This is a genomic window from Variovorax sp. GW821-FHT10D07 (assembly GCF_059415325.1).
Genome location: NZ_JBWKMZ010000009.1, coordinates 128,964 through 141,155, shown reverse-complemented (window position 1 = coordinate 141,155; position 12,192 = coordinate 128,964). Strand labels below are relative to the sequence as shown.

Annotated in this window: 12 protein-coding genes; 2 read left to right on the top strand and 10 right to left on the bottom strand. The window is 70.6% G+C overall.

From position 1 onward, the window contains the following. Positions 1-266: 266 nt before the first annotated feature. Positions 267-704 carry a serine/threonine protein kinase gene (locus AC07PU_RS24855; RefSeq protein WP_495321310.1) on the top strand — a complete coding sequence of 146 codons (438 nt, stop codon included), beginning with the start codon at positions 267-269 and terminating at the stop codon, positions 702-704. Positions 705-804: 100 nt separating this feature from the next. Here AC07PU_RS24855 and AC07PU_RS24850 read toward each other — a convergent pair whose 3' ends face one another. The 5 genes from AC07PU_RS24850 to AC07PU_RS24830 all read right to left on the bottom strand — a co-directional run bounded on the left by AC07PU_RS24850 (position 805) and on the right by AC07PU_RS24830 (position 5,675). Then, on the bottom strand, positions 805-1,377 hold the full coding sequence (locus AC07PU_RS24850; protein ID WP_093343608.1) for a Spy/CpxP family protein refolding chaperone: 573 nt from the start codon (positions 1,375-1,377) through the stop codon (positions 805-807). Between the two features lie 150 nt (positions 1,378-1,527). Beyond that, a complete protein-coding gene (locus AC07PU_RS24845; RefSeq protein WP_495321308.1) occupies positions 1,528-2,601 on the bottom strand; it encodes a flavodoxin family protein in 1,074 nt (357 codons plus the stop codon). A gap of 92 nt (positions 2,602-2,693) precedes the next feature. Further along, positions 2,694-3,593 (bottom strand): pirin family protein, encoded by a 900-nt coding sequence (locus AC07PU_RS24840; protein WP_057591842.1) that lies wholly within the window; start codon positions 3,591-3,593, stop codon positions 2,694-2,696. A 52-nt stretch (positions 3,594-3,645) separates the two neighbouring features. Beyond that, on the bottom strand, positions 3,646-4,209 hold the full coding sequence (locus AC07PU_RS24835; protein WP_296788355.1) for a hypothetical protein: 564 nt from the start codon (positions 4,207-4,209) through the stop codon (positions 3,646-3,648). After that, positions 4,206-5,675, bottom strand: coding sequence for a carotenoid oxygenase family protein (locus AC07PU_RS24830; RefSeq protein WP_495321305.1), 1,470 nt, complete (start codon positions 5,673-5,675; stop codon positions 4,206-4,208). Before AC07PU_RS24830 ends, AC07PU_RS24835 begins: the two co-directional genes overlap by 4 nt. Before the next feature lie 131 nt (positions 5,676-5,806). Here AC07PU_RS24830 and AC07PU_RS24825 point away from each other — a divergent pair, with 131 nt between their 5' ends. Beyond that, the gene (locus AC07PU_RS24825) at positions 5,807-6,529 is read left to right on the top strand and encodes a TetR/AcrR family transcriptional regulator (RefSeq protein WP_495321303.1); all 723 of its coding nucleotides are present in this window, start codon (positions 5,807-5,809) and stop codon (positions 6,527-6,529) included. A gap of 11 nt (positions 6,530-6,540) precedes the next feature. Here AC07PU_RS24825 and AC07PU_RS24820 read toward each other — a convergent pair whose 3' ends face one another. Genes AC07PU_RS24820 through AC07PU_RS24800 form a run of 5 tightly spaced genes read right to left on the bottom strand, consistent with a single transcriptional unit; the run spans position 6,541 to position 12,166 of the window. Then, the gene (locus tag AC07PU_RS24820) at positions 6,541-7,287 is read right to left on the bottom strand and encodes a GNAT family N-acetyltransferase (protein WP_495321301.1); all 747 of its coding nucleotides are present in this window, start codon (positions 7,285-7,287) and stop codon (positions 6,541-6,543) included. Beyond that, positions 7,284-8,573, bottom strand: a complete 1,290-nt coding sequence (locus tag AC07PU_RS24815; RefSeq protein ID WP_495321299.1) for a biosynthetic peptidoglycan transglycosylase — start codon at positions 8,571-8,573, stop codon at positions 7,284-7,286. The genes AC07PU_RS24820 and AC07PU_RS24815 overlap by 4 nt, the downstream gene beginning before the upstream one ends. Next, positions 8,570-9,097 (bottom strand): hypothetical protein, encoded by a 528-nt coding sequence (locus AC07PU_RS24810; protein WP_495321447.1) that lies wholly within the window; start codon positions 9,095-9,097, stop codon positions 8,570-8,572. The genes AC07PU_RS24815 and AC07PU_RS24810 overlap by 4 nt, the downstream gene beginning before the upstream one ends. 43 nt (positions 9,098-9,140) lie before the next feature. Next, the gene (xrtQ, locus tag AC07PU_RS24805) at positions 9,141-10,076 is read right to left on the bottom strand and encodes an exosortase Q (RefSeq protein WP_208511707.1); all 936 of its coding nucleotides are present in this window, start codon (positions 10,074-10,076) and stop codon (positions 9,141-9,143) included. A gap of 17 nt (positions 10,077-10,093) precedes the next feature. Beyond that, the gene (locus AC07PU_RS24800; RefSeq protein ID WP_495321297.1) at positions 10,094-12,166 is read right to left on the bottom strand and encodes a VIT and vWA domain-containing protein; all 2,073 of its coding nucleotides are present in this window, start codon (positions 12,164-12,166) and stop codon (positions 10,094-10,096) included. Between the last annotated feature and the right edge of the window lie 26 nt (positions 12,167-12,192).

The following is a 12,192-nucleotide window of genomic DNA, read 5'->3' as shown; positions in this document are numbered from 1 at the left end:
GATCGGTGTGGAGGACATCGGATTTCGGGTTGTACGTGCTCGATCCGTGCCCGCCTGTAGGAACGCGCCACCTTCTCGTGGCGCCTCCAGCCCTCCGACGCGAGAGGCTCGCGGCGCCTTCGCGCGCGGCCGGCCGGCTCCTACAGGCAGCCCTGACGCACCCCCACAAGGCCCGAACGGAGCGGCTCCTACGGTGAATTCAGGACGTCGGGAAAGGCGTCCGCGATTTCTTCACACCATCTATCGAGACGCAAAGGAAACCGATCATGAAACACGCACAGCAACGACTTCTTCGAGCGACCCTGCTGGCCGGCCTGATGGGCGCAGGCGGCTTAGCGATGGCGCAGACCTCCTCGATGCCCGCGGCACCCGATCCGGCGCTGGGCGGCCAGGCCAGCACGCAATCGCCGACCGGCGTGGCCAATCCCACGCAGCAGCCCGACGGCAATGCGCCGGTGTCGCTCGAGACCGTGCGCGCCGAGGCCCGTGCGCACAACCGCAACAACACCAACAACCTGGTGCCCAAGGGCGAGGCCAGTACCGTGATGAACGGCCAGCCGAACATGGTGACGGCACCGACCGGCGAGCAGTCGCGCTGGCAGGTGAGCCAGCAGGCCCGTAAGGTGAAGCCGCATTTCGGCCAGCCGGGCGAGCGTCCGGAGGTGCCGACCAACCCGACCGAGAAGACCGGCACGCCGAAGTAATCGGATCGGTCGGATCGACCAGAACAAAGGCCCGCAACGCTTCGCGCGTTGCGGGCCTTCGTCATGGACCACCCTCGGCGACAGCGCCGAGGGCCGGGGCTCAACCCTTGGCCGGTTGAGCGTCGGGGCCGCCATGGTGGCCGCCGCGATGGAAGCGGTGGCCGCCGAAGTGCAGGGTCTCGGCGTCGAAGGTCTTCTGCTGCTCGGGCGTCAACGCGGCATAGAAGGACTTCGTGGCGTCGGCGCGCTTGGCGAACATCGCGCTGCGTTCGGCCTGGCGGGCCTGCATGCGTTCGATGCGCTGCGGCGTGGTCAGCTTGGCGAAGTCGGCGCGGGTCATGCGCTGGCCATCGGGACGCGGACCGGAGAACTGCGTCGCGCCGGTGTAGCTGGACCAGGCGCTTTCCTGCGAGGCATTGAGCTTGAGCTTGTCCTTGAGGGCCGCGAGACGCTTGGCGCGATGTTCCTGCATGCGTTCGAAACGCTTGGCCGGATCCATGCGCTTGTGGTCCGCGTGGGCCTTGCGCTGCGGGGCCGCGCCATCCGCCTGCGCCACGGCAGCGGCGGGTGCCGCGGTCGTGGGCGCCGGCGTCTGGGCGAAAGCGCCCGACGATGCGAGGGCGGCCGAGCCCAGCAGGCCGGCCCAGAGGATGCGTTGGCGGAGAGAGATCATGAGAGTGCTTCCTTTCGAAGAACCGCCGCCGATGGGCAGCTGGTGAGACGAAGTGTGGAAGCCTTCTGTAAGCCGTCCGTGAGCCCCGCGTGAGCCTGCGTAAAGAATGGTGAATGGCGGCGCGGGCGGCCGTGAATTTTTGCGCGCGAGCTACTTGGGACGCGGCCTCTTCAGCCCCCGGTCAGGCGATTTGAGCTTGCCGGTGCGCAGCTGCCGCACCGCCTGCGCCACCGCGCGCGCGACGTTGCGCACCTCTTCCTGCAGGTCGGCGTCGGCATCGAGCGTGTCGTGGCTGGTGGCATAGGGCTCGTAGTAGCCGATGTAGCGATCGAGCTGCGCCGCGCTGCCTGCGTCGATCAGTCCCATCCAGTCGAGCCAGTCGCAGAGGTTGCGCCGCACGCTCTCGATGCCGGCCACGTCGCCATGCACCACCACGCCGTAGGCCCGGCCATCGAGATGCTTGGGATAGCCCCAGCCCTCGAGTTCGAGCGCCTTGGCCTCCTCGGCCTTCTTGCCGTGCGTGCTGGTGGGATCGGGGTTGCCGCCATCGGCGCACACCAGGCGGTCGATCATCAGCTTGAGCGGGCTCGTGGCCTGGTACCAGTGGGCGGGCGTGAGCACGATCACGCCATGCGCCGCGGTCCAGCGTTCGTAGATCTCGTTCATCCAGTCGCCGGTCTGGCGCAGCGAATGGTTGGGATAGCAGCTGCAGGGCCAATGGCACAGCGGCATCGCGGTGGAGACGCAGCCCTTGCACGGATGGATCTCGCGGCCGTAGTCCGAGGTCAGCAGGCTGAGGTCGAGCACGTCGGTCTTCACGCCGCTGCCCTCGAGCACCTCGCGCGCGAGCTGCGTCAGGCGCCAGGTCTTGGAGATCTCGCCGGGACAGGTGCCGTCGTTGCGCGGCGAGCCGTTGACCAGCAGCACGCGCGAGTGGCTCTGAGGGTCGGCCCACTTGGCGTGCGCCGCATCGATGCGCGCCTTGGCCTCGAGCCAGTCGACCGACAGCTCGTAGTCGGGATCGGCATAGCCGGGCCCGGCCTTGCGCGTGACGGGCGCCTTGCGGCCTTCGTGGTAGGCCTCCCAGGCGATCAGCTCGATGCGCCGCAGCGAGTCGGACTCGGCCTGGAAGGCCGGATCCTGGAAGTCCTGCATGAAGCGTTCATGGAACTCGGCGCGCTGCAGCGTGGCGGGCGCCTGTCCTTTTCGGATCGTGGGGGGCATGCAGGCAACGTAGAAGCCTCGCCCGGCCCCGCGCGCCGACCTCCATGCCGACACGCGGTAGGCGCAGGCCGCACCGCCGCGTCGGCGCAGGCTCAACCGAAGCGGCCCTGGCGGAAGTCGTCGACCGCCTGCTTGATCTGCTCGGGCGTGTTCATCACGAACGGGCCGTACTGCACGATGGGTTCGTTCAACGGGTGGCCCGCGATCAGCAGCGCGCGCGCCGGGCTGTGGTTGGTCGAGCCCGCGCGCAGCAGCACGCCGTCGCTGCCGGCCTCGTTCGCGAGGATGGCCATGCGCCGCGTCGGCACCTCGCTGCCCGCGATCCACAGCGATTCGCGGAACACGTAGACCAGCGCGTTGTGCGACGGCGGCAGCGGCTGCGCGAACTCGGCGCCCGGCGGCAGCGTGATGTCGAGGTACAGCGGCTCGGTGCGCTCGCGCCGCACGGCGCCCTCGATGCCATGGCTCGCGCCCGCGATCACGCGCACGTGCACGCCCTCGGCGGTGGTGAACTCGGGGATCTCGGCGCTCTGGATGTCGCGGTACCAGGGCTCGCGCAGCTTCTCGTCGGCCGGCAAATTGAGCCAGAGCTGGAAGCCTTCCATCAGGCCTTCCTGCTGCTCGGGCAATTCGCTGTGCACCAGGCCGCGGCCCGCGGTCATCCATTGCACGCCGCCGTTCTCGAGCAGGCCCTCGTGGCCCGCGCTGTCGCGGTGCCGCATGCGGCCCGCGATCATGTAGGTGACCGTCTCGAAGCCGCGGTGCGGGTGGTTCGGAAAGCCGCCGACGTAGTCGCCGGGGTTGTCGCTGCCGAAGGCATCGAGCATGAGGTAGGGATCGAGCCGCTTCTGCAGCGGCTGCCCGAGCACGCGCGTGAGCTTCACGCCGTCGCCATCGCTGGCCGACACACCGGCCACGATGTGGTCGATGCCGCGCGGCGCGGCCACGGGCTCGGTGGGATGGTGGAGATGATGGTGGTTCGTGTGGGTCATCCGGCCATGGTGGCACCAATGGCCCGACCGCGCCACCCGTGGGGGCGGGCGCTCAGCCCCCGGCCGCGGCCTCGAAGCGCGCGCGCATGTGCTCGGGGTACCACTGCGTGAAGCGGATCGCGCCGACGATGGCCGCGACCGTGACCGCGATGCCCACCCACAGCGGCAGCGAAGGCAGGTAGACCATCGCCACATCGGCCAGCACCATCAGCGCGAAGGCCACGGCCCAGGCGGCGGTGATGACCATGTTGACCAGCTTGAAGCCCGGCAGCACCCAGACCTCGGGCGGCGTCTGCTCCTTCGCGTACTGCAGGGTGAAGGGCTGGCCGATGGCCATCGAGGCCAGCACCACCAGCAGCAGTCCCGCGTCGACGCGCAGCCGCACGCCGAGCAGCGACCACTCGGTGTGCGTGGCGAGCGCGAACACGGCCAGGCCACCGAACAGCAGCACGGTGCCGATCTCGAGCACCTTGACCGTGCGCTTCGGCGTGAGCCAGTCGCGCAGCAGCAGCACGGCCGACAGCGCCGCCGCGGCCGAGAGCGCGGGCACCACGCCGAGCAGGCGGTCGAACAGCGCGAAGACGATGAAGGGCGCGAAGGCCAGCAGCATGCTCATGACGACGCTCCGAAGCGGACGGTGGGTTGCGCATCGGCCTGCGCGGCGGCGCCGGGCACGCTGCCCGCGGCATCGAACCAGTTGCCATGGAAACCGACGGGCACGCGGTGCGGCAGCGCGGCGGTGCACAGCGGGCCGTTGGCCACGGCACGCGCATCGAAGACGGCGAGCTCGCTGGTGTTGCTGGCGGCGCGCCAGATGGTGGCGAGCAGCCAGCCATCGCCTTCCTCGGCCTGCGCCGAGCGCGGCACGAACACGGCCTCCGACATCGTGTCGGGCGCCGGCAGCCGGTAGATGCCGCGCTCGCCGTTGGCATGGTCGACATGCGCGAGGCCCGCGAAGTTGCGCCGCGCCTCGGTGGGACCCTCGTCGTCGCGCAGCACGTACCAGCCATGGCGGTAGGGCAGGCCGGCGAAGCGGTCGTCGATGCGCGGGAATTCGCCGGGGCGCGGATCGAGCACGGTGCGCGTGAATTCGCGCGCCGGGTTGGCGAGCTCGAACTGCCAGCGCACCAGGCGCGCGGGCGGATCGCCCGCGCCGATCGGCGAGCCGTCGGGCCGCGGGAACAGCGGCGGCGTGTCGAACTGCATCACGTCGGCATACAGGCTGCCGTCGGCCTCCCAGGCATTCATCACGTGGAAGACGTAGCAGGCCGGGCCGCGCCACCAGACGATGTCGGCGCTGCTGCCGCCGCGCGGCATCAGGCCGACGCGGGTGCCGAACTCGGGCTCCCAGGCATAGGGCGGGCGGCCCCGCTGCGCGCGCTCGAGGCTGGCGGTGATCGGCATGATCGGGAACATCACGTGGCCCTCGGTCACCATGAAGTCGTGGACCATGCTGGCGTAGGGCGCCTCGAAGGTCTCGAAGCGCGTGACGCGGCCGTCGGCCGCGATGCTGCCGAAGCTCATGCCCGCCGACAGCGGCGCGGGCGTGCCGTAGCCGAAGAACAGCAGCTCGCCGGTGCGCGGATCGGTCTTGGGATGGGCCGTGAAGCTGCCGTGCAGGCGGCCGTCGAGGTCGGTGGCGCCGAGCGTGTCGAGCCCGGGCAGCGTCATCGCGATCGGCAGGTGCGCTTCCTCGAGCGCGAGCATGCGGCCGGCATGGCCGATCACGTTGGTGTTGCCGGTGCCGTCGTCCTCGCGCTTCGGTGCCTCGCCCTTGGTGCTCTGGAAGCCGACGCGGCGCCGTTCCTGCCCTTCGACCGTGGCCTGCCAGCGCTGGGTGCGCACCCAGCGGTTGCGGTAGTGCACCGCGCCGTCGGCGATGTGGAAGGCATGCAGCATGCCGTCGCCGGCGAACCAGTGGGCGCGCGGATCGGGCGCTACCGGGTTCGGGCCGTTGCGCACCAGCGTGCCGCGCAGGCCGGCGGGCAGCGTGCCCTTCAGCGGCAGCGGACCGACGTCGGTCTCGAAGTCGATCGGGCCCATGTTGGAAGGCGGGGCGCTGCGGGTGACGGCATCGTTCATCGGGGTTCCTTCGGATCGTCGGCCGGGGCCGGTATGGGGTTGGAAAAGCGGGGAGGGCTTATCTTTCCAGTGGAAATATCGTCGAGCCATCCGGTGAAGTCAAGAGATTTTTCCAGTGGTAAGATTTTTGGATGCCTGTTGCCTCCCGTCCGCGCCGTTCCCGTTCCACGGAGCCGGCCACCGCCGAATCTTCGCCGGCCGCGTTGGCCGAGCCCGCCGCGCCGGCCCGTCGCTATCACCACGGCGCCTTGCCCGATGCCTTGCTGGCCGCGGCCGAGACCGTGCTGCAGCGCGACGGCATCGCCGGGCTCGGCCTGCGCGCGATCGCGCGCGAAGCGGGCGTCTCGCACACCGCGCCCAAGCACCACTTCGGCGACACCACCGGCTTGTTGAGCTCGCTCGCCGCCGTGGGGTTCCATCGCCTGGCCGACGCGATGCGCACCTCGGCGCCCGAGAGTGCCGACGCCAGCGCGCGGCGCAACGCGATCGGCCGCGCCTACGTGCATTTCGCGCACGAGAACCCGGCGCTGTTCGGGCTGATGTTCCGCACCGAGAAGATCGACATGCTGCACCCCGTGCTGGGCGCCGCGGCCGCCGAGGCGATGCGCGTGATGGCCTCGATCATCGGTGGCGCGCCGCGGCTGCCCGACAGCCCGCCCACCTCGCTGAGCAATGCCGAAGCCATGCAGATGACCTCGGCCTGGGGCTATGTGCACGGGCTCGCGGTGCTGCTGATCGATCACCGGCTGCGCGGCATCCTCAAGCTCGCGCCGGGCTTCGACGATCCGCTGGCGCTGGTCGATGCGGCACTGGACGAGGTGCGCTTCGGGCTGGAGCTCGAGCCGCGGGACTGAGCTCGCCGTTTTCAGGCCGAAGGCTGCCAGTACCGGTACTGCCAGCGCGTCTCGAAACCCGCGCGCCGGTACAGCGCCAGCGCGGGATCGTTCTGCGCTTCGACCTGCAGGAACACCTTTTCGAACCCCCGCTCGAGCGCCACCTGCGCCAGCCCCGCGAGCACGCGCCCGGCCAGGCCGCGGCCGCGCTGCGCGGCGTCGGTGCGCATGCCGTGCACGCTGGCCCAGCCATGGCCGAAGGCCATCGCGCCCGCGGCCACGGTGCGACCGCCTTCGCGCACGCTCGCATAGAGCGAACCCTGGGCACGCGCCAGCACGCGCACGCGGTGGGCGCCATCTACGGGATCGAAACCCTCGCCGAGGAACAGCGCCGCCCAGGCGTCGTCGGGCGCGGTGTCGACCTCGGCCGGCAACGCGCCGGCCGGTGCCACGGCCTGCATCTGTCGCAAGGTGGCGGTCTGCACCAGCGTGGGCTTGGCGCCGCGATAGCGCCGGGCTTCGAGCTCGGCGCGCAGGCCGTCGAAGCAGGCGAGATCGGCCAGCCGCAGCATCGGCGGGAGCCCCTGCGCGGCGTAGCCTTGCTCGATCCGCTCGAGCATGCCCTCGGCCGCCGGCGCATGGCGCAGCGGCACGGCCGAGCGGGCGCGCGAGACCGTGCCGTGGTCGAAGGGCAGCAGCCAGCCCTCGATGGCGCCGACGGCATCGGGCGAGATGGCCGCGACCGTGGCGCGCTCGATCGCTTCGACCTCGGCGCTCATGGGTTCGGCTCCGGCGGCGCGAACTTCGCGCTGGCCACGCTCTTGAGCAGCGACTCGCGCTGGTTGCGGCTGATGCCGCGCACGCTCTCGGCCACCCACTTCACGCGGTCGGGATCGATGGCGCCGTCGCGCCGCCACTGCTCGAGCACCGCCTGCGGCTTGTGCAGCATGGCCGCGAGCCAGACCGCCTGCGCCGGTTCGAGGCTGCGCGCGCTGCGCTTGAAATAGCGCTTGGCCGCGGCTTCCGCGCCGCAGAGGTTGCCGCCCCAGGGCGCGTTGTCGAGGTAGAGCTGCAGGATGCGCGCCTTGCCCAGCGTCTGCTCCATCTCGACCGCGTAGAGCAGCTCGCGCAGCTTGCGCTCGGCCGTGCGCTCGCTGCCGGTCGCCAGTAGCTTCGCGAGCTGCTGCGTGAGCGTGCTGCCGCCGCGCTTCTGCGCGCCTTCCTTCTGGTTGTTGTCGATCGAGGCCAGGATCTCGGTCAGGTCGTAGCCGGTGTGGGTGAAGAAGCGCTGGTCCTCCGCCGCGATGACCGCGCGCGCGAGCCAGCTGTCGTTGGTCAGCCTGGCCGAGGGGCCGCAGCTGGTGCGCGCGCCCAGCATGGCCTCGGTGCCCAGGCCCTCGACCGTGAACTGGCTGACGCTGGGCAGCACCGAGAAGGTGGCTTCGGGCAGCACGACATGGCCGCGCAGCGCCAGCGTGCCGCCGATGCGCGCGCGCTGCAGCTCGGGCAGGCCCGGCACCAGCACCGCGTACCAGCGCGCGATCGGCGCGTCCTGGATATCGACGCTGAGCTGCAGGTTCTTCGGCGCGAGGCGGCCTTCCCACTTGCCCTGCAGCGTGGCGGCGGGATCGCCCACGGGCGATCCCTGCGGCGTGGCGCCGAGCGTGCCGTTGAGCGTGTTGCCGTCGCGGCGCACCGTGGCCACCAGCTGCTGCACGCGGATCGGTTGCGCGCCCAGCGCCGGCAGTTCGACGCTGCATGGCGCGCAGTGCAATTCGAGCAGGCCGTCGGCCGCCTTCCAGGCGAAGCGCACGGTGCCGTGGCCGGTATCGAGCGAGCGACCGTCGAGCCACGGCGCGAACCAGGGCGAGGTGGCGATGCGCACCGCGGTCGGCACGCCGGTCTCGAAGGCGAGCGGACCGGCCTTCACCGTGGTGCGCCATTCGCCGGGCGCGGGGGCCAGCGCGAGCTTGACGATCAGGAAGATCGCCACGCCGGCCGTGATCACCAGGGCCAGCAGGCCGAAGAGGAGAAATCGCAGGGTCTTTTTCAGCAATGGGTTCACATCGGTCTCGCCACGGTGACGGCTTGCCACGGTCCGTTCGACCGGCCGCTGGCTGCCGCCCAGTACCAGGCTGAAGTGTCGGTGAAAGCGGCGCCATCGGCGTCGACGATGCGCTCGCAGACGCGGAACTTTTGCCCGCCGTGCCGTTGCGCAACAAAACAGCGCCACAAATGCGGCTCGCCGGCCTGCACCTGATGCTCCAGCCGCTCCTGCGCGATGCGGTAGCCGAGCGCGCGATAGCAGTCGGCGGCCGGATGCAGCATGCGCGTGGGCTCGCGCACCTCGCGCATCACCAGGGTCTGGCGGCCGTCGGTCATGCGGCCGATGGCGCCCGGAAATCGGTCGGCGAAGCGCTGCTCGACCTCGCTGAGCGCGAGCGGACGCAGCGCGGCACCGTCCCATTCGCGCGGCCACTCGATCGTGCTCGCCACCGGCTCGGCCACGGCCGGCGTGCGCAGCGCGGCGGCGCCCGACCACAGGATGCACAGCAGCATCGCGACGGCGAACAGCGTCTTGTGGCCCATGCGGTTGATGAAGTGATTGGCGAACAGGCGTTCGAACAGACGCTCAATGGGCAGTGTCGACACGGCGGCCTCCCTGGGTGGTGATCAGGCCCGGAACGGGCCGCATGACGAAATCGAGGCCCGCGCCGCTTCGCTCGCGCGCCATCAGCCGCGCGATCGCACCGCACACCAGCGCCAGCACGACCAGGCCCAGCGCGTTGTGCGCCCACGGCGCCAGCGGATGGCCGGCGCCTTCGCAGGCGATCAGCACGCTGTTGCGCACGATGTTGCCGGCCAGCACCGCGAGGCCGACCAGCGGCAGCCTGGCCAGGAAGCCGCGGTCGGCGCGCCGCGCCCACAGCGCGACGGCGCAGGCCGTGAAATAGCCGAGCCAGACCATCTGCACGCCCGAACACGGCGCATCGACGATCACCATCCGGCCGTCGATCAGCAAGGTGCTGCCTTCGCGCGCCACCTCGAAGCCCGGTGCCAGCAGCCAGCGGCTGGCCTCGGCCGTCACCACGCGCAGCGGATAGCCCGCATAGAACTGCAGCGACGAGAGCAGCGGCAGTGCCAGCACCGCGAGGCCCGCGACCGGCACGGCCGCCACGCGGCGCGGCAGGAAGGCCATGAGGCCCGCCGCCAGCGACAGCACCGCCAACAGTCCGGCCGCGAGCGGCGGCAGCGCGGGCAGGCTGCCGAGGCCGGTGCGCAGCACGGTCGCCGCGAGCGTGCCGGCGCCGGCCAGCGCGAGCCAGCCCAGCCGCGGCGCGGCGCGCAGTTCGCCGCGGCACTGCCAGGCCAGCGCCGCCAGCGCTACCAGCGCCAGCAGCCCGAGCGGATCGTCCGATCCGTCGACCATGCGCCGCAGCATCCAGCCCCAGGTCGGCGCCAGCGCGGCGAACTGCAGGGCCAGCCAGGCGGCGGCCGGGAATCGGTCGATGCGGATGCCCCAATCCACGATGCGTGGATGGCGGTGGGCAAGCGTTGCCAGGGACATGAGGTCGTGCTCCCGCATCAGGCCGTGAAACGGCGTGCATCGTGGCGGCGCGCGCGGCGGCGCAGCATCGCCAGCACCGACAGCACGACCGCGATGGCGCCCAGCGTCTCGGGCTCGGGCGTGCTCGGCACCTCGGCGCCGAGCGCGCCGCCGTCCACAGCGGTATCGCTGACGCCCTGCGGCATCGGCAGCGGCTGGTTCACGCTCGCGCTGTCCTGCGGCGCGGCATTGCGCACCACCTTGTCGACCGCGATGAAGCTGGTGTATTGGGTCAGCAGGCCGTACTTGAGGCCGAGCTCGGTGATGCGGTCCTTGAAGGCGGCGCTGCCTTCGAGCGCTTCCTGGTCGCTCAGGCTCTGGATGCGATGGCGCGCCCACAGCGTGCGCAGCGCGGCCGTGTCCTGCCGCGTGCGCGCATCGATGCGCACTTCCTGGCGGTACGGGCCTTCGGCGCCCTGGCCCTCGACGATCACGCGCCCGCGCGCTTCGCCGCGCCACTTGCCGAACACGATCACCGGCCGTTCGCCCAGCACGTCGGGCAGCGCCTGCGGTTCCACGTCGTACACGTCCAGTCCGCCGAAGGTGGCCTTCACGCTGGTCAGCACCGGCGACTCGACCATGCGGCGGAAGCGCGCGGCCTGCTCGGGCGCCTGCGCCGGGTCGGTGATGATGAAGGGCTCGCCCATGCCGGCGCGCGCGATGCCTTCCATCAGGCTGCGGTTGACCGAGGAGCCGATGCCGAAGGCGAACACGTTGGCCTTCGACAGGTTGTTGCGCACCAGCTCGAAGGCCTCGCGCTCGACCGTCACGTAGCCATCGGTCACCACCACCACGGTGCGCGAGACCTTCTCGTCCTTCGGCTCGGCATACACGCGCTTGAGTGCCGGGATCAGCTCGGTGCTGCCGCCGCCCTCGAAGTTCTTGATGGTCGCCAGCGCCTGTTCGATGTTGGCGCGGGTCGCGGGCACCGAGGCCGGCGACAGCATCTTGTTGCTGCCCGAGAACAGCAGCACGTTGAAGGTGTCGCTGGGACGCAGGCCGCCGATCAGGCGCTCGAGCACCGTCTTCGCGGTGTCGAGCGGAAAGCCGTGCATCGAACCCGAGATGTCGACCACGAAGATGTAGTCGCGCGGCGAGATGGCGCTGGCGGCCACGGCCTTGGGCGGCTCGACCATCGCGAGGAAGAAGTTCTCGGCATTCTCGCCCTGGCCCTTGTAGAGCATCAGGCCCGATTCGATCTTCTCGCCCGCGAGGCGGTAGTCGAGCACGAAGTCGCGGTTGTCGGCCGGGCGGCCGTCGGTGGCCAGTTCGATCTCGGCATGGCGGTCCTCGTCGCTCTTCTTCACGGCGATGGCGTGCGTCATCGAGCGGATCTCCTTCAGGCCCATCGGCGTGTCGATGCTGGCCTTGAGCCGGAAGGTGGTGCCGGCCGCCACGCCCGCGCGCAGCGTGGGCTGGCCGACCCAGGGCGCCTGCGCGTTCGAGGACTGCGGGCTGTTGTAGCGCGGGCCCACCACGGTGGGGAACACGAACGCGTAGTTGCCCGACTGCGGCACCAGCAGCTCGCTGTAGCGCAATTCCACCTTCACGTCGTCGCCCGGCAGGATGTTGGCCACGTTCATCTGGAACACGTTCGGCAGGTGCTGCTCGAGCAGCGCGGCGGTCTTGCCCTCGCGCTTGGCGGTGTCGTACTCGATCTTCGCCTGCTGCTTCTCGCGGATCTGCGCGGTGATCAGGCGGTCGGCCAGTCGCACGTTGAGGCCGCTCACGGCCGCCTGGGTCGAACCCGGGAACACGTACTTGGCCTCGATGGGCCGCTGGCCCTCGTTGCGGTAGGTCTGGGTCACCGTCACGTCGGCGATCACGCCCGAGATCTTCACCGAGACCTCTGTGCCCTTGAGCGGCAGCCGGTCGACCGAGGGGTCGTCGCTCTTCACGAAGAAATACGGGCTCTCGGTCTTCAGGCGCGGCGCGGTCGCTTCCTGCGCATGCACGGGATTCAGGCTCAGCGCGACGAAGCCCGCGGCCGCGAGGCTCAGCGTCGCCAGCCAGAGCCAGCGGCCGGGTCGATGGGTGGAGGGGGTGTGCATGTCGGGTCCTCTTCTCTGTGTATCGG